Annotated in this window: 20 protein-coding genes; 9 read left to right on the top strand and 11 right to left on the bottom strand. The window is 70.8% G+C overall.

All coding sequences use genetic code 11. The features are described 5' to 3' along the window. The first annotated feature begins 76 nt into the window (after window positions 1-76). Window positions 77-991 (top strand): helix-turn-helix transcriptional regulator, encoded by a 915-nt coding sequence (locus ACWD2L_RS24140; protein WP_351332633.1) that lies wholly within the window; start codon window positions 77-79, stop codon window positions 989-991. A 5-nt stretch (window positions 992-996) separates the two neighbouring features. Here the strand turns inward: ACWD2L_RS24140 and ACWD2L_RS24135 are convergent, their stop codons facing one another. After that, window positions 997-2,466 carry an MFS transporter gene (locus tag ACWD2L_RS24135; protein WP_351332636.1) on the bottom strand — a complete coding sequence of 490 codons (1,470 nt, stop codon included), beginning with the start codon at window positions 2,464-2,466 and terminating at the stop codon, window positions 997-999. A 126-nt stretch (window positions 2,467-2,592) separates the two neighbouring features. Between ACWD2L_RS24135 and ACWD2L_RS24130 the strand changes: the two genes are divergently transcribed. Both ACWD2L_RS24130 and dusB read left to right on the top strand, forming a co-directional pair. Beyond that, window positions 2,593-3,417 (top strand): helix-turn-helix transcriptional regulator, encoded by an 825-nt coding sequence (locus ACWD2L_RS24130; protein ID WP_351332638.1) that lies wholly within the window; start codon window positions 2,593-2,595, stop codon window positions 3,415-3,417. 63 nt (window positions 3,418-3,480) lie between these two features. Further along, complete coding sequence (gene dusB, locus ACWD2L_RS24125; protein ID WP_351332641.1) at window positions 3,481-4,608, top strand: tRNA dihydrouridine synthase DusB; 1,128 nt, start codon at window positions 3,481-3,483, stop codon at window positions 4,606-4,608. 11 nt (window positions 4,609-4,619) lie between these two features. Here dusB and ACWD2L_RS24120 read toward each other — a convergent pair whose 3' ends face one another. Then, the gene (locus ACWD2L_RS24120; RefSeq protein WP_451191266.1) at window positions 4,620-4,811 is read right to left on the bottom strand and encodes a hypothetical protein; all 192 of its coding nucleotides are present in this window, start codon (window positions 4,809-4,811) and stop codon (window positions 4,620-4,622) included. 472 nt (window positions 4,812-5,283) lie between these two features. Between ACWD2L_RS24120 and ppdK the strand changes: the two genes are divergently transcribed. Beyond that, window positions 5,284-8,001 carry a pyruvate, phosphate dikinase gene (ppdK, locus tag ACWD2L_RS24115; protein ID WP_351332644.1) on the top strand — a complete coding sequence of 906 codons (2,718 nt, stop codon included), beginning with the start codon at window positions 5,284-5,286 and terminating at the stop codon, window positions 7,999-8,001. A 215-nt stretch (window positions 8,002-8,216) separates the two neighbouring features. After that, window positions 8,217-9,143, top strand: coding sequence for an oxidoreductase (locus ACWD2L_RS24110; RefSeq protein WP_351332647.1), 927 nt, complete (start codon window positions 8,217-8,219; stop codon window positions 9,141-9,143). Between the two features lie 93 nt (window positions 9,144-9,236). Here the strand turns inward: ACWD2L_RS24110 and ACWD2L_RS24105 are convergent, their stop codons facing one another. The 4 genes from ACWD2L_RS24105 to ACWD2L_RS24090 form a co-directional block, all read right to left on the bottom strand. Further along, complete coding sequence (locus ACWD2L_RS24105) at window positions 9,237-10,514, bottom strand: peptidase (protein ID WP_351332650.1); 1,278 nt, start codon at window positions 10,512-10,514, stop codon at window positions 9,237-9,239. A 202-nt stretch (window positions 10,515-10,716) separates the two neighbouring features. Further along, the gene (nirD, locus tag ACWD2L_RS24100; protein WP_351332653.1) at window positions 10,717-11,058 is read right to left on the bottom strand and encodes a nitrite reductase small subunit NirD; all 342 of its coding nucleotides are present in this window, start codon (window positions 11,056-11,058) and stop codon (window positions 10,717-10,719) included. Continuing rightward, window positions 11,055-13,613: a nitrite reductase large subunit NirB gene (nirB, locus tag ACWD2L_RS24095; RefSeq protein WP_351332656.1), complete on the bottom strand. Its 2,559-nt coding sequence runs from the start codon at window positions 13,611-13,613 to the stop codon at window positions 11,055-11,057. The genes nirD and nirB overlap by 4 nt, the downstream gene beginning before the upstream one ends. Window position 13,614: 1 nt before the next feature. Beyond that, the gene (locus ACWD2L_RS24090; RefSeq protein ID WP_351332659.1) at window positions 13,615-14,883 is read right to left on the bottom strand and encodes an NAD(P)/FAD-dependent oxidoreductase; all 1,269 of its coding nucleotides are present in this window, start codon (window positions 14,881-14,883) and stop codon (window positions 13,615-13,617) included. 367 nt (window positions 14,884-15,250) lie between these two features. On the opposite strand from ACWD2L_RS24090, the gene ACWD2L_RS24085 reads away from it, so the two are divergent. Together ACWD2L_RS24085 and ACWD2L_RS24080 are read left to right on the top strand one after the other, a co-directional pair. Next, window positions 15,251-16,696, top strand: a complete 1,446-nt coding sequence (locus ACWD2L_RS24085; RefSeq protein ID WP_351332662.1) for a ferredoxin reductase family protein — start codon at window positions 15,251-15,253, stop codon at window positions 16,694-16,696. 298 nt (window positions 16,697-16,994) lie between these two features. After that, the gene (locus ACWD2L_RS24080) at window positions 16,995-17,777 is read left to right on the top strand and encodes a sulfite exporter TauE/SafE family protein (RefSeq protein WP_351332664.1); all 783 of its coding nucleotides are present in this window, start codon (window positions 16,995-16,997) and stop codon (window positions 17,775-17,777) included. Here the strand turns inward: ACWD2L_RS24080 and ACWD2L_RS24075 are convergent. Genes ACWD2L_RS24075 through ACWD2L_RS24065 form a run of 3 tightly spaced genes read right to left on the bottom strand, consistent with a single transcriptional unit; the run spans window position 17,746 to window position 19,042 of the window. Continuing rightward, window positions 17,746-17,964 (bottom strand): DUF397 domain-containing protein, encoded by a 219-nt coding sequence (locus ACWD2L_RS24075; protein WP_351332667.1) that lies wholly within the window; start codon window positions 17,962-17,964, stop codon window positions 17,746-17,748. The genes ACWD2L_RS24080 and ACWD2L_RS24075 overlap by 32 nt on opposite strands. 8 nt (window positions 17,965-17,972) lie before the next feature. Beyond that, the gene (locus tag ACWD2L_RS24070; protein WP_351332669.1) at window positions 17,973-18,182 is read right to left on the bottom strand and encodes a DUF397 domain-containing protein; all 210 of its coding nucleotides are present in this window, start codon (window positions 18,180-18,182) and stop codon (window positions 17,973-17,975) included. Between the two features lie 8 nt (window positions 18,183-18,190). Next, on the bottom strand, window positions 18,191-19,042 hold the full coding sequence (locus ACWD2L_RS24065; protein WP_351332672.1) for a helix-turn-helix domain-containing protein: 852 nt from the start codon (window positions 19,040-19,042) through the stop codon (window positions 18,191-18,193). 228 nt (window positions 19,043-19,270) lie between these two features. On the opposite strand from ACWD2L_RS24065, the gene ACWD2L_RS24060 reads away from it, so the two are divergent. Further along, window positions 19,271-19,678 (top strand): ATP-binding protein, encoded by a 408-nt coding sequence (locus tag ACWD2L_RS24060; RefSeq protein ID WP_351332674.1) that lies wholly within the window; start codon window positions 19,271-19,273, stop codon window positions 19,676-19,678. Between the two features lie 23 nt (window positions 19,679-19,701). Beyond that, window positions 19,702-19,968 carry a hypothetical protein gene (locus tag ACWD2L_RS24055; protein WP_351332676.1) on the top strand — a complete coding sequence of 89 codons (267 nt, stop codon included), beginning with the start codon at window positions 19,702-19,704 and terminating at the stop codon, window positions 19,966-19,968. A gap of 3 nt (window positions 19,969-19,971) precedes the next feature. Here ACWD2L_RS24055 and ACWD2L_RS24050 read toward each other — a convergent pair whose 3' ends face one another. Further along, complete coding sequence (locus ACWD2L_RS24050) at window positions 19,972-20,568, bottom strand: class F sortase (RefSeq protein ID WP_351332876.1); 597 nt, start codon at window positions 20,566-20,568, stop codon at window positions 19,972-19,974. Between the two features lie 142 nt (window positions 20,569-20,710). After that, window positions 20,711-21,262, bottom strand: a complete 552-nt coding sequence (locus ACWD2L_RS24045) for a hypothetical protein (RefSeq protein WP_351332678.1) — start codon at window positions 21,260-21,262, stop codon at window positions 20,711-20,713. Window positions 21,263-21,445: the final 183 nt, after the last annotated feature.

Here is a 21,445-nt window from a genome sequence, read left to right as displayed (position 1 = left end):
GACGGGTACCAGAGTGTTCTTATCCTGGTAGCAGCGCCACCTGGAAACAGGCTCCGGGCGGGTCCATCCTGGGTGAATGGCCACGATGACACGGGGTGTACCGGATGTGCGGGACAGTGCTCCGGCCGGCATCCGACGGGACAGCGGTTCGGCTGACATCAGGCGGCACGAGCTGGGGGCCTTCCTGCGCAGCAGGCGCGAGCGGATCACGCCCGAGGAAGTGGGGCTTCCGCGCGGCCGGCGCCGCCGCACCCCCGGTCTGCGCCGTGAGGAGGTCGCGCAGCTCTCGGCGGTCGGTGTCACCTGGTACACGTGGCTGGAGCAGGCCCGCGACATCCAGGTCTCCGCGCAGGTCCTCGACGCGCTCGCCCGGACGCTGCGGCTCGACGGGAGCGAACGCGCCCACCTGTTCGGCCTGGCCGGGGCGATCGACCCGACCCCGGCGGCGAGCTGCACCACGCTCACGCCCGAACTGCGCCGGATGATGGTCCAGTTGGAACCGTTCCCGGCCTGTGTGCAGAACAGCCGCTACGACATCCTTGCCTACAACCGCACCTACGGGACGCTCTTCTGCGACCTGGACGCCGTTCCCGTCGAGGACCGCAACTGCATGCTGCTGGCGTTCACGAACGAACAGTGGCGCTCCTCGATCGTGTACCTGGACGAGGTGCTGCCCATGATGACCGCCAAGTTCCGCGCGACGATGGCGGACCATCTCGGCGAGCCCGCCTGGAAGTTGATCCTCAAGCGGCTGACTGCGGAGTCCGCCGAGTTCCGCGAGATGTGGGACCGGTACGAGGTGGCGCGGGCGGTGCCCAGCAAGGTGAAGCACTTCCGCAACGCGCAGGTCGGTCCGGTCTCCGTCGTGCACACGGACCTGTGGCTGGGCCGGGACTGCGGGGCGCGCCTGGTGACGTACACCCCGGCGGACGACGCGACCCGCGAACGCCTCGACCGGCTCCAGGAGTTGGCGCTCGGCCACGTCTCATGAGTGCCTCATGACCCGGCGGCCGCCCGGCTGATCGCCGCGTCCTCGGGCTCCTCGAGCCGCTCGGCGGTCCGCCGCGCCGTCTCCCGTGCCCAGTGGCCGCTGGTCAGCGCGCCGAGTACCAGGACCGCGAGACCGCACCCGGCGATGATCCACCAGCAGGTCCGGCTGGCGCCGACGAAGGCCTTCGCGTACGAGGATCCCGCGACGCCGGAGGCGAGCACCGCGCCGATCACCGCGACGCCGAGGGTCTGGCCGATCTGGCGGCTGGTGGAGGCGACCGCCGCGGCGACGCCCGCCTGGGCGCGGGGCATTCCGGAGACGGCCGTGTTGGTGATCGGGGCGTTCACGAAGCCGAAGCCGATGCCGAACAGGACGTAGCCGATGAAGAGCGTCGTGTTCGAGGTCTCCGCGTCGAACGCGGCGAAGAGGACGCCGCTCGCCGTCATCATCACGCCCGCGACGAGCAGGGGAAGCCGCGGGCCGCGGTTGCCGACCAGGCGGCCGGAGAGCGGGGCGCACACCAGCGTCATCGCCGCCATCGGCAGCATCCACAGGCCCGCGTGCAGCGCGTCCAAACCGCGTACGTCCTGGAGGTACAGCGTCGACAGGAAGAGGAAGCCGCCGAGCGCCGCGAAGCCGCAGATCGCGATCACGGTGGCGCCGCTGAACGGCGCCGAACGGAAGAACCGCAGGTCGATGAGGGGTTCCTCGCGGCGCGGCTCGTAGAGCAGGAGGCCGATGAGCGAGGCGAGGGCGACCGCCGCGAAGATCAGGATCCGCACGGACGTCCAGCCCGCGTTGGGCGCCTCGATGATCGCGTACGTGAGGGAGCCGAGCAGCGCGATGATCAGGAGCTGGCCGACCGGGTCGGGGCGGCGGGCCTTCGGGGCGCGGGACTCGGGGACGTAGCGGATGGTGAGCAGCAGCGCCGCGAGGCCGACCGGCAGGTTGATCCAGAAGATGGACCGCCAGCCGATCGAGTCCACGAGCACCCCGCCGACCAGCGGGCCCGCCGCCATCGAGATGCCGACGACGCCGCCCCACACGCCGATGGCACGGGCCCGCTCGCGCGGATCCGTGAACGTGTTCGTGATGATCGACATCGCGACCGGGTTGAGCATCGAGCCGCCGACGGCCTGCAACATCCGGAACGCGACCAGCGACTCCAGGTTCGGCGCGAGGGAGCAGGCCACGGACGCCGCCGTGAAGATGACGAGGCCGACCTTGAAGACCTTCTGCCGCCCGATCCGGTCCGCCGTCGAACCGGCCAGCATCAGCAGCGCGGCCAGCACCAGCGTGTAGGCGTCGATCGTCCACTGCATGCCCGAGAGCGTGGCGTCGAAGTCCTTCGCCATGGAGGGGAGGGCGACGTTCAGGACGGTGTTGTCGAGGCTGACGATCAGCAGGCTCATGCAGCAGATCGCCAGGATGAGCATCCGCCTGCGGTGGGTCAGGTTTTGTCGTGCATCGGGCATGTTTTCGACAGTAGCGGGATCCGCTGTGCGACGAGCAGGCGAGGTGGGCCCAGAAGACCGGGGCCCCGCCCCGGACCCCGCGCCTCAATCGCCGGCGGGGCTGGAAATACCAACCGTCGGCGAGCCTTGATCTATCAAGCCCCTGCGGCGATTGAGCAGCGGGGTCCGGGGCGGAGCCCCGAGGCGTGGGAGTGGTCGGCCGGAAGGGAATCACGACCGTGCAGCGCCAACGGCGCCGCCGCACCCCCGGCCTGCGCCGCGAGGAGGTCGTACACGTGGCTGGAACAGGGCCGCGCGATCAACGTCTCGCCCGGCGTCCTCGACGCGATCGCCCGCGCCCTCCAGATGGACCCGACCGAGCGCTCCCACGCCTTCGCGCTCGCGGGCACCACCGACCCGCACGCGGAGACCGTCTGCCCGGCCGTCACGCCGACGAGGCTGCGCCTCATGGAGAGCCTGGCGCCCTACCCGGCGGCCCTGCAGAACGCCCGCTACGACGTGCTGGCCTCCAACCGCCCCTACGCCGACGTCTTCGGCGACCCCGCCGAACTCGTTCCCGACGAGCGCAACTGCATGTGGCTGCTCGCCATGAGCGACCGGTGGCGCGAGCAGCTCCTCGACCGTGACGAGATGCTGCGCGACCTGGCCGCCAAGTACCGCACGTCGATGGCCGAGCACGTCGCCGAACCCGCCTGGAAGGCGCGGGTGGCCCGCCTCCTGGAGGTGTCGGCGGAGTTCCGCGTGATCTGGGAGCGGCACGAGGTCGCGCCGATGGTGCCGCACGTGAAGCGATACCAGAACCCCGAGGTGGGCCTGTTGCGCCTGGAGCACCGCAACCTGTGGCTCTCGCCGGAGAGCAGCGCGTACCGCCTGGTCGCGTACGTTCCCGCTGACGAGGAGACCGGTGGGCGCCTGGCGGAACTGGCGGCTCTGACGGCCGTGACGGGCTGAGCGGGGAGTGAGGGACAATGGATGCTTGCCCCCACCCCGTCGTCCGTCCCGGAGAGCCCTGCGATGTCCGCTCTGAACATTGGCCCCCACCACGTGCAGCCGCCGGTGGTCCTCGCCCCCATGGCAGGGATCACGAACGCGCCGTTCCGCACACTGTGCAGGGAGTTCAGCGGTGGCAAGGGCCTCTTCGTCAGCGAGATGATCACGACGCGGGCGCTGGTCGAGCGCAACGAGAAGACCATGCAGCTCATTCACTTCGACGAGAGTGAGAAGCCGAGGTCCATCCAGCTCTACGGGGTCGACCCGGCCACCGTCGGCAAGGCCGTCCGCATGATCGCGGAGGAGGACCTCGCCGACCACATCGACCTGAACTTCGGCTGCCCGGTCCCGAAGGTGACCCGCAAGGGCGGCGGCTCGGCGCTCCCGTACAAGCGCCCGCTGCTGCGCGCGATCCTCAGGGAAGCGGTGGCGGGCGCCGGTGACCTGCCGGTCACGATGAAGATGCGCAAGGGCATCGACGACGACCACATCACGTTCCTCGACGCGGGCCGGATCGCGGTCGAGGAGGGCGTCACGGCGATCGCGCTGCACGGTCGTACGGCGGCCGAGCACTACGGCGGCACGGCGGACTGGGACGCGATCGCGCGCCTGAAGGAGCACGTCCCGGAGATCCCCGTGCTCGGCAACGGCGACATCTGGTCGGCGGACGACGCGCTGCGCATGGTCCGCGAGACCGGGGTCGACGGGGTCGTGGTGGGGCGCGGCTGCCTCGGCCGCCCGTGGCTGTTCGCGGACCTGGTGGCAGCGTTCGAGGGCCGCGAGGAGCGGGTCCGGCCGACGCTGCGGGTCGTCTCCGACGCGATGGTGCGGCATGCCGCGCTGCTCGGTGAGTGGATCGGCGACGAGGCGCGCGGCGTCATCGACTTCCGCAAGCACGTGGCCTGGTACCTGAAGGGCTTCGCGGTCGGGGGTGAGCTGCGCAAGCGGCTCGCCACCACGTCGTCACTGGAGGAACTCCGGTACGGGCTCGATGAGTTGGACCTCGACCAGGGGTGGCCCGCGGGCGCCGACGGCCCGCGTGGCCGCACGTCGGGCAACGGCCGGGTGGTCCTGCCGGACGGCTGGCTGAAGGACCCGTACGACTGCGCGGGCCTCTCCGAGGACGCGGAACTGGACACGTCCGGCGGCTGACGACGACCGTGTCAGGCGCCGCCGGCACCGCCTGGACGCGCCGCCTCTTCCTCGCACAGCCGTGCCAGCCGGGCCGGCATCGTCCGGTGCCGCAGCTGGATCAGCACCTCGATGCCCGCGTTGTGCAGCGTGCCGCCGTCGGCGAGGACCTCCCACACCGCCGTCGGGCTCGCCTTGATCAAGCGGTGACGCCGTGCCGTCACAGCGTCCTGCGTTCGGTTCGACGGTGCGCAGGTCGGGTGTCCAGCCGCGCGCCGGACAAACAAGATCCCCACCGGGCCGGCGTCCGCATGCTGGAACGGGGGCGTCCGGGAGTTGTTTTCTTCGGCGTGATTCTCGCCACCTCTGATCGGGGTTGCGCTCAAACGAGCGCTTGAAGCTCGTCTGCACTTCTCCAAGCCCTGGCACTCAGTGCCACCGCTCGATCATTTATGATCTGAACGCACAAACGAGCATGACGCGCTCATCTGAGCGATTAGCGGGGTCTACGGGGGTAGTGCCTTCAAGTAGTGAAGATAGCGGTGGGGGTGCCCACTCCCGTCCAGCGATTTCGATCTCCTGGCGGACGGGTGGTTACGCCCGTATGACAGCTGAGTGGACGTACCCATGAGCCTTGGATCTGGGTATGTTCCTCGCCGTCAGGGCAGCCACCCGAGCCTCGAGGAGTCGAGACCCGTGTCGGAAAACAAAGATCCTCAGGTAGCGAAGTTCGTTTACGACTTCACCGAGGGGAACAAGAACCTCAAGGACCTCCTCGGCGGCAAGGGTGCGAACCTCGCCGAGATGACCAACCTGGGCCTTCCCGTTCCTCCGGGCTTCACGATCACCACCGAGGCCTGCAAGGTCTACCTCGACAGCGGCGAGGAGCCGGTGGCACTCCGTGACGAGGTCTCCCAGCACCTCGACGCGCTCGAGAAGAAGATGGAGAAGAAGCTCGGCCAGCCCGACAACCCCCTTCTGGTGTCGGTCCGTTCGGGCGCGAAGTTCTCCATGCCCGGCATGATGGACACCGTCCTCAACATTGGGCTCTCCGACAAGTCGGTGCAGGGTCTCGCCAAGCAGGCCGGCGACGACCGCTTCGCCTGGGACTCGTACCGCCGCCTCATCCAGATGTTCGGCAAGACCGTCCTGGACGTCGACGGCGAGCTCTTCGAGGACGCGCTCGAGAAGGCCAAGGAGGCGAAGAAGGTCGCGGTCGACACCGACCTGGACGCCGCCGACCTCAAGAAGCTCGTCACGCGCTTCAAGAAGATCGTCAAGACCGAGGCAGGGCGCGACTTCCCGCAGGACCCGCGGGAGCAGATGGACCTGGCCATAAACGCCGTGTTCGAGTCGTGGAACACCGACCGCGCCAAGCTGTACCGCCGCCAGGAGCGCATCCCCGGCGACCTCGGCACGGCCGTCAACGTGTGCTCGATGGTCTTCGGCAACCTCGGCCCCGACTCCGGCACGGGCGTCGCCTTCACCCGGGACCCGGCCTCCGGCCACCAGGGCGTCTACGGCGACTACCTGCAGAACGCCCAGGGCGAGGACGTCGTCGCGGGTATCCGCAACACCGTGGCGCTCGCCGAGCTGGAGCAGATCGACAAGAAGTCGTACGACCAGCTCATGCAGATCATGGAGACCCTGGAGAACCACTACAAGGATCTCTGCGACATCGAATTCACCATCGAGCGCGGCCAGTTGTGGATGCTCCAGACCCGCGTCGGTAAGCGCACCGCCGGTGCCGCCTTCCGGATCGCGACGCAGCTCGTCGACCAGGGTCTGATCGACGAGGCCGAGGCCCTCCAGCGGGTCAGCGGCGCGCAGCTCGCCCAGCTGATGTTCCCGCGCTTCGACGACGAGGCGAAGGTCGACCTGCTCGGCCGCGGCATCGCCGCCTCTCCGGGCGCGGCGGTCGGCAAGGCGGTCTTCGACTCGTACACCGCCATCAAGTGGTCGCGCTCCGGCGAGAAGGTCATCCTGATCCGCCGCGAGACCAACCCCGACGACCTCGACGGCATGATCGCCTGCGAGGGCATCCTGACCTCGCGCGGCGGCAAGACCTCGCACGCCGCCGTTGTCGCGCGCGGCATGGGCAAGACCTGTGTCTGCGGCGCCGAGGACCTCGAAGTCGACACCAAGCGCCGCCGGATGACCATCGGCGAGACCGTCGTCGAGGAGGGCGACGTCGTCTCCATCGACGGCTCCACCGGCAAGGTCTACCTCGGCGAGGTGCCCGTCGTGCCGTCCCCGGTCGTCGAGTACTTCGAGGGCCGGATGCACGCCGGCGCCGACGACGCCGACGAACTCGTGGGCGCCGTGCACCGGATCATGGCCTACGCGGACCGAGTACGCCGCCTGCGCGTACGCGCCAACGCCGACAACGCGGAAGACGCGCTGCGCGCCCGCCGCTTCGGCGCGCAGGGCATCGGCCTGTGCCGCACCGAGCACATGTTCCTCGGCGACCGGCGCGAGCTGGTCGAGAAGCTGATCCTGGCCGACACGGACAGCGAGCGCGAGGAGTCCTTGAAGCAGCTCCTGCCGCTCCAGAAGCAGGACTTCGTCGAGCTGTTCGAGGCGATGGACGGCCTCCCGGTCACCGTCCGCCTGCTCGACCCGCCGCTGCACGAGTTCCTCCCGGACATCACCGAGCTGTCGGTGCGTGTCGCGCTCGCCGAGTCCCGCAAGGACAACAACGAGAACGACCTGCGCCTCCTCCAGGCCGTGCACCGGCTGCACGAGCAGAACCCGATGCTGGGCCTGCGCGGCGTACGCCTGGGGCTCGTCATCCCCGGCCTGTTCACCATGCAGGTCCGCGCCATCGCCGAGGCCGCCGCGGAGCGCAAGAACGCCAAGGGCGACCCGCGCGCCGAGATCATGATCCCGCTCGTCGGCACCGTCCAGGAGCTGGAGATCGTCCGCGAGGAGGCCGACCAGGTCATCGCGGAGGTCGAGGCCACCACCGGCGTCAAGCTGAAGCTCGCCATCGGCACCATGATCGAGCTGCCCCGCGCCGCCCTCACGGCCGGGCAGATCGCCGAGGCGGCCCAGTTCTTCTCCTTCGGCACCAACGACCTCACGCAGACGGTCTGGGGCTTCTCCCGCGACGACGTGGAGGCCTCGTTCTTCACCGCGTACCTGGAGAAGGGCATCTTCGGGGTGTCGCCGTTCGAGACGATCGACAGGGACGGCGTCGGCTCACTCGTGAAGTCCGCCGTCGAGGCGGGCCGTGCCACGCGGCCCGACCTCAAGCTCGGCGTCTGCGGCGAGCACGGCGGCGACCCGGAGTCGGTCCACTTCTTCCACGAGGTCGGACTCGACTACGTCTCCTGCTCCCCGTTCCGCATCCCGGTCGCCCGCCTGGAGGCGGGCCGCGCGGCGTCCACTTCGGCGGGCAGCGACCACCGCTGACCGGCGGTTGAACTCCGGGGCCGTCGCGAGTCCCCGACCCTCACCGATTCGCGACGGCTCCGGTATCCACGTAGCGACGTCTACGTATCCAGGAAAGGGCGGCACCCCTGTGCGGGGGGTGCCGCCCTTTTCCGCGCGTGCGTACCCTTCGGTAACTCCCACATCCCCACATCCCCCACAGACGACGTCCCCCCCCCCCGAAGGAGAGCCGACCCATGAGCGGCTGGAGCGCGACCGACATTCCCGACCAGCACGGCCGTACGGCGGTGGTCACCGGGGCCAACACCGGCATCGGCTACGTCACCGCACACGAACTGGCCCGCGCGGGCGCCCACGTGGTCCTGGCCTGCCGCAGCGAGTCGCGCGGCACCGCGGCCCTGGAGCGCCTGACGTCCGAAGTCCCGGGAGCCCAGGCCGAGTTCGCGCCGCTCGACCTCGGTGATCTCGCCTCGGTGCGGGCCTTCGCCGAGGCCCGCCAGGACGGCCCGCTCGACCTCCTGGTCAACAACGCGGGCGTGATGGCCCTCCCGTACGGCCGCACCGTCGACGGCTTCGAGACCCAGTTCGGCGTGAACCACCTGGGGCACTTCGCGCTCACCGGGCTGCTGCTGCCGGCGCTGCTCGCGGCGCCCGCGCCCCGCGTCGTCTCCGTCTCCAGCGCGCTGCACGCCCTGGCCAACATCGACATCGCCGACCTCAACAGCGAGAGGCAGTACAGGCGTTGGGTCGCCTACGGGCGGTCGAAGACGGCCAACCTGCTGTTCGTGCACGAGCTGGCGCGGCGGGCGCGGGCGGCGGGTTCGAGCTTGGTGGCGGCCGCCGCGCATCCCGGCTACGCGGCCACGGAGCTACAGGCGCGCAGCGCCCGGATGGAGGGCCGCAAGGGCATGGAGCGGTTCTACGCGGTCGGCAACCGGTTCGTCGGGCAGCCCGCCGCGGCCGGGGCACTGCCGACGCTGCGCGCGGCCACGGCCCCGGATGTGCGCCCCGACGACTTCTACGGCCCGCGCGTGGCGATGTGGCGCGGCGCCCCCGTCACGTCCTGGCGGGCGTCGTGGACGGTCAACGACGCGGCGGGGGAGCGGCTGTGGGCCGCGTCGGAGCAGCTGACGGGCGTGGACTTCAAGGTGCTCGACCGGTGACGGCGACCGGTCGGCAGGGCCGATGAAGACGGCGGACCGGCGCCCCCTCCAGCAGGGGCGCGGGTCCGCCGTCGGCCATCGGTGGTGCGGGCCTCAGCTGTTGGCGTCGGCCTTGCGGCGGCGCACCACGTAGACCGCACCGGCGCCGAGCACGACGGCGGCGCCACCCGCGAGGCCGATCGTCGGCAGGGCGGAGGAGGAGCCGGTGGTGGCGAGGGAGCCGTCCGTGTCGGCGGAACCGTTGCCCGAGCCGGAGTTCGCCACCGGGGAGGCGCTGCCCTGTGGCTTGGGCTTGTTGCCCTTGTCGGCGGGGGTGCCGGAGTTGCCGGCGCCGACCGGGTTGATCGTGAAGTAGTAGTCGGCGAGTTCGCTGCCGCCGCAGGACTCGTCCTGGTTGAAGTAGTCACCGGCGACGAAGCTGACGCCCTGGCCGGCCGGGGCCGAGCGGTCGATCGACAGACGCAGCGGCAGGTCGACGTGTGCGCCCGCCTTCACGTTGGTGAACTCGCCCGCGTACTCGCCCTCCTCGACGGACTTCCACTTGCCGTCCTGCTTGGACCTGAGGTGCAGCTTGCTGCTGATGTCCTTCTCGCCGGACTTGTCGGCCGCGAGCACCATCACGAAGGGCAGCACCTCGTCGAGGGTCTTCGTGGTGGTGTTGGTCAGGCGCAGCTTGAAGTCGACCGAGGAGCCGGCGGCGACCTTGGAGGGCAGGCCGGAGAGGGCGGCCTTGAGGTCGGTGCCCTCAGTGCACTGCGGGTCCGTCGGCTCGTCGGGGTCGGGCGTCTCGTCCTTCGCGTCGGCGAGGGCCTTCTCGGCGGCCTTCTTCGTGGCGAGCGCGGCGTCGATGTCCTGGTCGACCTTGTAGACCTTCTTCGCGATTCCGACGCGGTGGTCGTCGAGGGCGGTCTGCGTCTCCTTGGCCTTGGCGTCGGCCGCCGTCTTCGCGGCGTCCGCGGCCGTGGCGGCGGTCTCGGCCTCGTCCAGCTTCTGCTGGGCCGCGGCCTTCTCCTCGTCGGTGGTGGCGGCGTCCAGCACCTTCTGCGCGTCGGCGACGGCCTGGTCGGCGGAGGTCTTGTCGGCGCCGGCCTTCTTGGCGGCCTCCGCCGCGGCCACGGCGGTGACGCGCAGCGGGAACGTCGGCTCGCTGGTGGCCTCGAGCTCGTCGACCAGTGCCTTCTTGGCGGCCACGGCGTCGTCGTACGCCTTCTGCGCGTCCTTCACGGCCTGCTCGAGCTCGGCTATGGAGGACTGCTCCTGGCTCTGCACGGTGGACGTGGTCCCGGCGTACGCCGGAGAGACGGACAGCAGCGCCACCGGAGCGGTCACGGCGGCGACTGCGGCTGTCGCGAGAATCTGACGGATCTGCACGGGACGCCCTCTGTTCGGATCGGAGTAAGGCGCGTGTAAGCGCTGAGGTGCCGAGATCCTAAGGCGGTTCGAGGGCGCCCGTGCGTGGCTTTCTGTCCGGGTGTGAGCGGTGTTCTGCGCTTACTGGAGATGAAATACGGACGGATTGTGAAAGTTGCTCTCTATCCCTGTGTTTTCTCTGTGACTGATGTCACTGCCGGTCTCAACGTGCCGCGTACGTCCTGACGGCGACCCCGTCGTCGTCCAGGCAGCGCCCGGTCTCCAGGTCGAACCGCTGCTTCAGCAGGGGCGAGGCCACGAACGGCCGGCCCTCCGCCGAGCCCAGCAGCCCGCGCGAGAGCACGGACGCCCCCGTGAACGGGTCGGTGTTGTCGATCGCGTACACGCGGCCCGTGCGGTCCATGAAGACCGCGGCCTGCCGGCCGTCGGGCAGCAGGACGGCGACACCGCGGCCCGCGCTCAGGCGGGACGGTTCGCACACGGACAACAGCTCGCCGTCCACGTCGAGTTGTACGAGGGTGGTCACTTCAGGGGCGATGGTCATCGGACAGCCAGTCCTTCCATGGAGGCCAGGGGAATCAGCGGCAGCTCGGGCTTGATCTGGTCGCGCTCGGGCATGAAGCGGACCGTCGGGTCCGGGGTGTCGGGGGCGTTGACGAAGGAGACGAAGCGGGACAGGCGTTCGGGGTCGTTGATGGTCTCGGACCACTCGTCGCGGTAGTGCGCGACGTGCTCACGCATCAGCGCCTCCAGCTCGTCGCAGATGCCGAGCGAGTCGTGCACGACGACGTCCCGTACGTGGTCGAGGCCGCCGTCGATCCGGTCCAGCCAGACCGAGGTGCGCTCCAGGCGGTCGGCGGTGCGGATGTAGAACATCAGGAACCGGTCGATGAGCCGGACCAGCTCCGCGTCGCTCAAGTCCTGGGCCAGCAGGTCGGCGTGACGTGGTGTCATGCCGCCGTTGCCGCCCACGTACAGGTTCCAGCCGTTGGCGGTGGCGATGACGCCGAAGTCCTTCGACTGGGCCTCCGCGCACTCCCGGGCGCACCCGGAGACGGCCGACTTCAGCTTGTGCGGCGAGCGCAGGCCCCGGTAGCGCAGCTCCAGGTCGATGGCCATCCGGACCGAGTCCTGCACCCCGTAACGGCACCAGGTCTGCCCGACGCACGACTTCACGGTGCGCAGCGACTTGCCGTACGCGTGCCCGGACTCGAAGCCCGCGTCCACCAACCGGGCCCAGATCGTCGGCAGTTGGTCGACCCGCGCGCCGAACAGGTCGATGCGCTGGCCGCCCGTGATCTTCGTGTAGAGGCCGAAGTCCCGCGCCACCTCGCCGATCACGATCAGCTTCTCGGGCGTGATCTCGCCGCCGGGGATCCGGGGCACGACCGAGTACGAGCCGTTCTTCTGGAGGTTGGCGAGGAAGTGGTCGTTGGTGTCCTGGAGCGCGGCCTGCTCACCTTCCAGGACGTAGCCGTCGGCGCCGATCGACGGGGCGAGCGAGGCGATGATGGAGCCCACCGTCGGCTTGCAGATCTCGCAGCCCTCGCCGCCGCGCGCGCCCTCCCGGCCGTGCTCGTCGAGGAGCTGCGCGTACGTCGTGATCCGCTTGACGCGCACGATCTCGTACAGCTCCGAGCGCGTGTGCTTGAAGCAGCCGCACAGCCCGTCGTCGCCGGACTTCGGCAGCAGCTGGCCGATGAGCTTGACGCAACTCCCGCAGCCGGTACCGGCCTTGGTGCCCTTCTTCACCTCGGGCAGCGACGTGTGCTCGCAGATCGCGCCCTTGGTGACGTTGTGGCAGGAGCAGATGACGGCGTCGTCGGGCAGCGCCTCCGGGCCGAGCTGGGCGGGCGCGCCCGCACCGGCCGGCAGGACCAGCTGCTCGGGAGCGATCGGCGGCACGGTCCCGGTGAGCGCGCGCAGCGTCCCGTACGCCTCCGCGTCGCCGACGAGGATGCCGCCGAGCAGCTCGCCCTCGCCGCCGATCACGAGCTTCTTGTACGTGCCCGAGCGCGAGTCCGAGTAGACGACGTCGAGGCAGCCGTCGGTGGCGCCGTGCGCGTCGCCGAACGAGGCGACGTCGACGCCGAGGAGCTTGAGCTTGGTGGACAGGTCGGCGCCGATGAAGGACGCGCCCTTCGACGCATCGGCAATGGTCTCGGCGACCGTGAGCGCCATCTCGTAACCGGGGGCCACCAGCCCGTACACCCGGCCGTCCGAGGCCTGCGCGCACTCGCCGATCGCGAATACGTCCGGGTCGCTGGTGCGGCACCGCTCGTCGACGGTGATGCCGCCGCGCTCGCCGACCGTGAGGCCCATGTCGCGGGCGAGCTGGTCGCGGGGGCGGACACCGGCGGAGAAGACGACGAGGTCGGTGGCGAGTTCGCTGCCGTCCGACAGCAACATGGCGCGCACCGCTCCGGAGTCGCCGTCCGCGACGACCTCCTGGGTGCCGACGCCCGTGTGCACGTCGAGCCCCATGTCGGAGATGGTCCGCAGCAGGGCCGCGCCGCCCCCCTCGTCGACCTGCACCGGCATGAGGCGCGGCGCGAACTCGACGATGTGGGTGGCGAGTCCGAGCCCTTGGAGCGCGCCCGCGGCCTCAAGCCCGAGCAGCCCGCCGCCGACGACGGCGCCGACCGTCGCGTTGTTCTTGGCGTACTCCTCGATCGCGTACAGGTCCTCGATCGTCCGGTACACGAAGCAGCCGGTCGCGTCCTTGCCGGGCACCGGCGGGACGAACGGGTACGAGCCGGTGGCCAGCACCAGCGTGTCGTAGGGGACCTTGAGTCCGGAGCGTGTGTGCACGACGCGGGACTCGCGGTCGACGACCACGGCGGGATTGCCGACGTACAGCTCGATGCCGTGCTTCTCGATGAACTCCGGGTCCGTCATGGAGAGTTCCTCGGGGGTGGTGCCCGAGAAGTACGAGGTGAGGTGCACGCGGTCGTAGGCGGGACGCGGCTCCTCGCACAGGACGACCACACGGTGCGTCCCGGTCAGCCCGCGCTCGGCGGCGGCTTCGAGGAAACGCTGCCCGACCATGCCGTGGCCGACGAGTACGAGGGTGGGCATTGAGGTCGCCATGGTCGCCATGTCAGAGGCCTCCGTCGTGGGTGAGCAGGTGCAGCAGAGGCGCGCCGACAGCGTCGTCGGCGGGCAGTGATTCGTCGGACTCCCAGGCGTGCGCGAGGGCGCCGACCGTGGCCAGTTCCCCGACCAGCACCCCGCCGACCAGGCGGTCGCCGCGTACGACGACCTTCCGGTACGTGCCGCGGGTGGCATCGGCGAGCTGTACGACGTCGTCGCCGGGCAGCGCCTCGGTCTCGCCGAACGCGGCGAGGTCCAGCGGCCCGGCCTCGTGCGGGAGGGTGAGCCGGGTGAGTGTGCGGGTGCCGGTGTACGCGGCGCCTGTCGTGCCGGTGAGTACGTCGGCGAGCGCGTCGGCCTGTTCCAGGGCGGGTGTCGCGAGGCCGTAGACGGTGCCGGCGTGCTGGGCGCAGTCGCCGACCGCGCGGATGTGCGGGTCGCTGGTGCGCAGCGTGTCGTCGACGACGATCCCCTTGCGGACGTCGAGCCCGGCGGCCTGCGCGAGACCGGCGCGCGGGCGGACGCCGCAGGCGAGGACGGTGACGTCGGTGCCCAGTACGTACCCGTCGTGCAGTTCGACGCGGCGTACGTGTCCTTCGACGACGCCGACGCCGCGCACCCGGCACTCGGTGTGGATCTCCACGCCGAGGGAGGTGAGGTGGCGGCGGACGAGTTCGGAGGAGCGCGGGTCGAGCTGGCGCTCCATGAGCCGCTCGGACTGCTGGGTGAGGACGACCTGCGCGCCGCGCCGGGCGAGCGCGCGGGCCGCCGAGACGCCGAGGAGGCCGCCGCCGATGACGACGGCGCGAGTGCCTTCCGCTTTGTGGGAGACGGCCTCGGTCAGCGCCAGGCAGTCGTCCATCGTGCGGAACGCGTGGACGCCACCGGGCAGTTCGGTGGCGCCCGGCGCGAACAGGCCGCGCAGTGGCGGCAGTACGGGGTTCGAGCCGGTCGCGAGGACGAGGGTGTCGTAGCCGAGCTCGTCCCCGTTCTCGCACTGCACGAGCCGCCGCTCGCGGTCGATCCGGACGGCGCGGGTGCGCAGGTGCGGGCCGGTGGCGCGGGGCAGCTCGATGACCTCAGGGGGGTACGTCCCGGCCAGCACCTCGGCGAGCAGCACGCGGTTGTACGGGGCGTGCGTCTCCTCGCCGATCAGCGTGGCACGCTCGCCCAGGCGGTGGGCGACGCGGGTGCCGGCGAGGCCGGTACCGATGACGACGACGCGGCCGGGGCCGGGGCCGGTCGTGGCGTCGTCGTGCTCGTACGGTGCGGTCATGCATCGCAGACTGCGGGGCGGGTGTTTCCCGGTGGCGTCCCGATGATTTCCCGTGAGGAACGGTGGGCTCAGCGTGCGCGGTGGGCCGGTGTGAGGGGCGGGTGGGTGTCCGGTGAATCCGGGCGAGGCCTCCCGGAGGAGGTGTGGGCTCGGAAAAGTGTCGCAGTTATACGTAACACTGCGACATTTTTCTGGGGGAGGGTAGTGCTCCCGGGAGGGGAAGCCGGTTCGCCAACAGCGTCCTGGGCGAGCCCTGGCCAGGCGATGGCTTAATCCGTGGTCAGGCCGTCCTCAAGGGGGCCTTAAGGATCGGCGCTGAGGTCCTGACCAGCCGAAATCGCGGCTCGGCGGAGCCTAGTGTGCGGGCGTGACGATCCAGGCCGCCGACTCCGAACTTCCCCGCCATCCCGCGCTGTCGGCCTACCGCAGACAGACCGAGCCGCGCCGCGAGGCACCGCCGATCCCGCCGCGCCCCCGCAGGGCACCCCGTGTGCGGCCAGCCGCGCCCGCCCGGCTCACCCCGTACCAACTGCGGGCCGGGATCCGTGCGGGCGCGCTGCTCGTGACAGCCCTGTGGATGGCGCAAATCCGCCCGTCTGCACGGATCGACGCGCTGTTCACGACCGGCGCCCACCTCACCGGCCTGCTCGCCGGGTACGGAATCCTGGTCATGCTCTTCCTCATGGCCCGGGTGCCCGCCGTCGAGCACGGCATCGGCGCCGACCGCCTCGCCCGCCACCACGCACGCGGCGGCCGCCACGTCCTCACCCTCTGCGCCGCCCACATCGTGCTCGCCCTGTGCGGCTACGCGGCGCACACCGGAACCGACCTGGTCGGCACCCTCACCGAGTTGCTCGGCTACCCGGCGCTCGCCGCGGCGGCGGCCGGTACCGCGCTGTTCGCCGCGGTCGGCGTGAGCAGTGCCCGCGCCGTCCGCCGCCGGGTCGGGCACGGCGCGTGGCGGGGGCTGCACCTGCTGACGTACGTCGCCGCGGCGCTGGCCTTCGCGCACCAGCTCTCCGGCCCGGACATCGCGTCGAACCCCGCCGCCCTCGGCCTGTGGTCACTGCTGCACGCCACCGTCGCGGTGCTGCTGGTCTGGTACCGCCTCGTCGTGCCGGTGCGGCAGGCGCTGCGGCACCGGCTGCGGATCGTCGACGTACGGCAGGAGGGCCCCGGCGTCGCCTCGGTCCTGATGCGCGGCACCGACCTGGGGCAGCTGTGCGCGGAACCGGGCCAGTTCTTCCGCTGGCGGTTCCTGACGCGGCGCCTGTGGCACACGGCGCTCCCCTTCTCCCTGTCGGCGCCGGTCGACGGCGACCACGTCCGGATCACGGTGAAGGCGGTCGGCGACCACACGCGCCGCGTACGACGGCTGCGTCCGGGCGTACAGGTGGTGGCCACGGGCCCGTTCGGCGCGCTCACGGCGCACCGCCGTACCCGCCGCAAGGTGCTGCTGCTGGCCGGGGGAGTCGGCATCACGCCACTCCGGGCCCTGTTCGAGACGCTGCCCGGCGCCCCCGGGGACATCACGCTCCTCTACCGCGCGAGCAGCACCGAACAGCTGGTGCTGCGCGAGGAGTTGGATTCCATAGCCGGCAGCCGGGGAGCGTCCCTGCACTACCTGCTCGGCTCCTCCGGAACGTCCTTCGACCCGCTCGCCCCGCAGTCGCTGCGCGCGCTGGTGCCCGAACTCGCCTCCCACGACGTCTACTTGTGCGGCCCGCCCGGTATGACGGAGGCGGCGACGTCGGCGTTGGTGAGGGCGGGCGTGCCCGAGACCCGTATCCACGCGGAGTCCTTCACGTACTGACGCACGTACTGGCCATGTCCGCCCCCTCCCGGAGAAGAGGAGACACCCCTGATGGGCCGCCACACCAGACCCACCCGTACCGCGCACGCCCCCACGATCCAGGCCCGCCGCAGACTCGCCGCCGGGCTGGCGTCGGCCAGCGCACTGTTCGCGACGTGCCTCGCGCTGACCGTCGACCCGGCGGCGCCACCGGCCCCGGACCGGACCGTCCCACATACCGGACCGGACACCTCAGTGGATGCTCAGTTCGTCACATATTCGTGGACGGGGCACGGATCGCGTCCATAAGCTCGCGATCATGCCCGACATATCCCTGACCACCGTCGTCGTCCTCTGCCTCGCCGCGCTCGCGGCCGGCTGGGTCGACGCCGTGGTGGGCGGCGGCGGCCTGCTGCTGCTCCCCGCCCTCCTGCTCGGCCTGCCGCACTCCACGCCGGGCGCGTACGCCCTCGGCACGAACAAGGCCGTGGCCATCGTCGGCACGACCGGCGCCGCGGTCACGTACGCGCGCAAGGCGCCCGTCGACGTACGCCTCGCCGTGCGCATCGGCACGGCCGCGCTCATCGGCTCGACGGGCGGGGCGTTGCTCGCGGCGGGCATGAGCACGGAGGTGTTGAAGCCGGTCGTGATGGTGGTGCTGGTCGCGGTGGGCGCGTTCGTGATCTTCCGCCCGTCGTTCGGCACGGCGCCGACCGCCGTCCCGGCCTCGCCCCGCCGGATCTGGGCGGCGATCGGCTTCGCCGGCCTCGGCATCGGCTTCTACGACGGCCTGATCGGCCCGGGCACCGGAACGTTCCTCGTCCTCGCCCTGACCGCGATCCTCCACCTCGACCTGGTCACGGCCTCCGCCACGGCGAAGATCGTCAACTGCTGCACCAACGCCGGTGCGTTGGCGATGTTCGCCTTCAAGGGCACGGTCTACTGGCAGCTCGCGGCACTGATGGCGGTGTTCAACCTGGCGGGCGGCATGGTGGGCGCACATACGGCCCTGAAACGGGGGGCCGGTTTCGTGCGGGTGGTGCTGCTGACGGTGGTGTGCGCGCTGGTGGTCAAGATGGCGTACGAGCAGTGGGTGGCGTGAGGACGACGGCCTCGACGAATGCGGTGAACGCGGTGAACGCGGGGGCGGGGAAGGTGAGTGCGCTGCGGGTGGGTGCTTTGGAGTCGCGTATCGCTACGCGGGGGTGGAGGTCGGCGATCTCCACGCAGGAGTTGCCGTCGCCGCTGCCGGAGTAGGAGGACTTCCGCCAGTTGTCGGGAACAGTCACGGTGTGCCTCACAGGTCTTTGGACATGGAGCGGTCGGGGCCCTTGAGGGCGTCGACGAAGGTGGTGAAGGCGCCGGTGAGGAAGGTCAGGGTGCCTTGGGTCGGGACTTTGGAGTCGCGTATGGCTGTACGGGCGGGGAGGTGGGCGACCTCTACGCAGTTGTTGCCCTCGCCGCCGCCGGAGTAGGACGACTTCTGCCAGTTGCACGGGGTGGTCACGGCGTCCCTCACAGGTCTTTGGCCAGTCGGTGGATGAAGTCACGCGAGCGTTCGGGAGTGAGCGCCGCGGATTCGATTTTACGGAAAAGGGCTCGAAACGCGCTGAGTTGAGCCTCGGAATCGATGAACGTGGTTCCGTGCGGCGAATCCCGTACCGCCGTGTCCAGTTTGGGCACGCCCCCGCCTGCGTACATCATGGCGCTCCAGGCTCCGCCGAACCCGTCGAGATCGAACGGGATGACCCGAACCGTGACGTGCTCGGTTCCGGAGAGGTCCAGGACCTGGTCGAGTTGGACCCGCGCGGCGGCGCGGTCGCCGGTTCTGATGCGCAGAGCCGCCTCGTGGATGACGGCTTCGTAGGCGACGGGGCTGGGCTCCTCGATGACGGCCCGGCGCTGCATGCGATGCCGTACGCGTAGAGCCAGGTCCGCCTCCGGTAGGGCGGGTACCTGGTACGAGAAGACGGAGCGGGCGTAGTCCTCCGTCTGGAGGAGGCCGGGGATGTGTAGAAACTCGACATCGCGCCGATACGTGGAGCGGTGCTCCAGCTCGGCGAGATCGAGGTAGACCGTCGGAAGAGAGCCGCGGTACTCCTCCCACCAACCACGTGTCCGGTCGGTGGCCATGACCACGAGCGCCTCGATCAACTCTTGGTCCGTACAGGCGTAGTGGGCCGCCATACGCCGCAGGCGCTCCTCGCTGACGCCTGCGAGGCCAGCCTCGGTCTGGCTGATCTGCGCCGAGTCCGTTCCGAGCAGCGCGGCCGCTGCGATCCCTTTGAGTCCTGCCGCCTCGCGTAGTTTCCGCAGCTCCGCGCCCAGGCGCTCCTGCCGGGCGTTGGCTTGCTGCCTACGTGGCATGTGACCTCCTTGGCCCCAACTGCATCGCTGAGGCGCCTCGTTCGGGCGACAGATTACGCCAACGGCTTGCGTGGGGACAAAATTGGACCCTACTGTCAGTGACGCAAACTACACGCTGCGAATCGCCGCGGAGTCGGAAGCGCACCGCTCTGCCCTGCCATGGCGGACGCGGCATGCCGCCGTCCGCCGTTCGCGAACCCACCCTCACCTCAACGGAGTTGATGCCCCATGCCCGAAACCGAACCGTGGGAGTACAGCCTCTACATCCCCAACGATCCCCGCGCCGTACCGATCTGCCGCCGCACCTTGCGCCTCATCCTCACCATGCACGGCCTGATCCGCCTGGCCGACGTCGCGGAGCTCCTCGCCGCCGAGCTGGTCGGCAACGCCGTACGGCATACAAAGGGCCCCGCGGCGTTGCGGTTGCGCTGCGCGGGCGGGGTGCTGCGTCTTGGCGCGTGGGACACCGACCCCGAACCACCGGAGCCACCGGGACCGCAGATGTCGGGTGCCGAGGCGGAGGAGGGGCGAGGGCTCGTGCTCGTACGGGCCTGCGCCGATGGGTGGGGCTGGCACCCGCTGGGACACGGGGCGAACCGCGGCAAGTACGTGTGGTGCGAACTGGCGGCGGCGTAGCCCGAGACATCTGGAGGAACCTGATGGCAACGAAGAACTACTTCTTCCGGAACCCCGTCGCCGAGGGCCTGCGCGAGGAGGGCCGCGAAGAAGGTCGCGAGGAAGGTCGCGAGGTGGGCCGGATCGAGGACCGGGCCGAGATGACCCTGCGGATTCTGGAGTGGCGCGGCGTTCCCGTGCCCGACGACGTCCGCGAACGCGTGATGGCGTGCACGGACGGCGACCAGTTGACGGTGTGGGCCGAGCGGGCCGTACATGTGTCGGAGGCCCGGGGGCTGTTCGCCGGGTGAGAGCTAGCGGCCACCCGTCAGGTGCGCGAAGACCACCACGTTCCCCTGGTAGCCCGTCTTGCTGGAGTACGGGCCGCCGCAGGTGATCACGCGGAGCTCGGGGCGGTGGGCCGCGCCGTAGACCTTTGCGTCGGGGAAGTGCTTCGCGTCGTACACCTGGACCGCGTCCACCGTGAACACCGCCACCGAACCGTCCCGCCGCTCCACCTCGATCGTGCGGCCGCGCTTCAGGGAGCCCAGGGCGTAGAAGACGGACGGGCCGCGCGCGTTGTCGACGTGGCCCGCGATCACCGCCGTACCCGTCTCGCCGGGCTTGGTGCCCGACTCGTACCAGCCCGCGAGGTTCTTCCTGTCGGGCGGAGGTACGTCGAGGCTGCCGGAGCGGGTCAGGGCGAGACCCATCAGCGGGGCGTCCACCCCGATCGACGGGATGCGGACGCGGTCCGGCGGGGACGGGGCCAGGGGCGCGGCGGCCGGTGGTTCACGGTCCCGGTCGACGTGTGCCTGCGCGGCGGACGGCTGGGGCGGCGGCTGCCCCTCCGCCCCGCTGGCCAGCAGCCAGGCGCCGGCGGCGAGGGCCAGGGCGGTGGCCGCTCCCATGGCGGCGTTGGCGCGGTTCGTGGCACGCCTGCGTGTGCTGGGGCGCTCGGGCTTGCGCGCGGGGTTGTGCATGGGGGCTGGGGTTCCTCGCAGTTCTTCGCGGCGCGGGCGCAGGCCGGGTGCAGGCGGGGCTGACCTGGGCTCAGAAACGTTCGCCGCGCGCCCTGCGGTGCAGCAGCCACGTGCCGCCCGCGGCCGCCAGCGCCAGCGCCGCCACGCCCGCGGAGGTCCGCGTGGGCTCGGGGCCGAGCGCGCCGCCGACGCCCGTGTCCACGTGGCCCTTCGGAAGCTGGGCGACGGACGCGCCGGAGCCGGTCACGGAGACGATGAGGTCGCCCGTCACCTCGGGACCGCCCGCGCACCTCGCGACCACCTCGTACGTTCCCGGCTGCGCGGACACCGGAACCCGGAACTGCCCCGTGGCGTTCGGCGCGGCCGGGGCATCCGTGTCCGGCGCCAGCGTGAACGTACCCGCGCCGACCGCGCTGGCGTCACCCGTCGCCGTGTCGCTCCCGGCGCACGCGGTGGTGTCCACCGTGACCCGGTCGCCCGGGGAGGCCGTCGCCGGGTAGACCTCCAGGCCGCCCTGCGCGGCGGTCGCGGGGGCGCCGACGGCGAGTACCGCCGTCGCGGCCGCGGTGGTGAGAAACGCCGCCGCGGCCAGCGGTCGGCCCATGCCCCTGCGCACGCGCATCGTCCACGCTCCTTTGCGGGCGTCGGACGCGCCCTGCCAAGGTCGAGACAAGTGCCAGTTGTGGCGGGGCGCCTCCTGATGTGACGTCAGGAGGCCTGGAAGCGGGCCGCTTCTGACGAGTCGGCGGGTGCGTTCCAGCAGGTCAGCGGCGTGTTCGGTGGAAAGTGTCCGAACCGGGCGGGG

It is taken from the genome of Streptomyces sp. NPDC002754 (genome assembly GCF_053592315.1).
The sequence above is the reverse complement of the archived record's forward strand: the minus strand, read 5'-3'. Positions and strand labels throughout refer to the sequence as shown.

Coding starts and splice junctions, on each gene's coding strand:
- ACWD2L_RS24140 (WP_351332633.1), top strand. CDS start 77: ATGGCCACGATGACACGGGGTGTACCGGATGTGCGGGACAGTGCTCCG.
- ACWD2L_RS24135 (WP_351332636.1), bottom strand. CDS start 2,466: ATGCCCGATGCACGACAAAACCTGACCCACCGCAGGCGGATGCTCATC.
- dusB (WP_351332641.1), top strand. CDS start 3,481: ATGTCCGCTCTGAACATTGGCCCCCACCACGTGCAGCCGCCGGTGGTC.
- ACWD2L_RS24110 (WP_351332647.1), top strand. CDS start 8,217: ATGAGCGGCTGGAGCGCGACCGACATTCCCGACCAGCACGGCCGTACG.
- nirD (WP_351332653.1), bottom strand. CDS start 11,058: ATGACCATCGCCCCTGAAGTGACCACCCTCGTACAACTCGACGTGGAC.
- nirB (WP_351332656.1), bottom strand. CDS start 13,613: ATGGCGACCATGGCGACCTCAATGCCCACCCTCGTACTCGTCGGCCAC.
- ACWD2L_RS24090 (WP_351332659.1), bottom strand. CDS start 14,883: ATGACCGCACCGTACGAGCACGACGACGCCACGACCGGCCCCGGCCCC.
- ACWD2L_RS24080 (WP_351332664.1), top strand. CDS start 16,995: ATGCCCGACATATCCCTGACCACCGTCGTCGTCCTCTGCCTCGCCGCG.
- ACWD2L_RS24065 (WP_351332672.1), bottom strand. CDS start 19,042: ATGCCACGTAGGCAGCAAGCCAACGCCCGGCAGGAGCGCCTGGGCGCG.
- ACWD2L_RS24060 (WP_351332674.1), top strand. CDS start 19,271: ATGCCCGAAACCGAACCGTGGGAGTACAGCCTCTACATCCCCAACGAT.
- ACWD2L_RS24055 (WP_351332676.1), top strand. CDS start 19,702: ATGGCAACGAAGAACTACTTCTTCCGGAACCCCGTCGCCGAGGGCCTG.
- ACWD2L_RS24050 (WP_351332876.1), bottom strand. CDS start 20,568: ATGGGAGCGGCCACCGCCCTGGCCCTCGCCGCCGGCGCCTGGCTGCTG.
- ACWD2L_RS24045 (WP_351332678.1), bottom strand. CDS start 21,262: ATGCGCGTGCGCAGGGGCATGGGCCGACCGCTGGCCGCGGCGGCGTTT.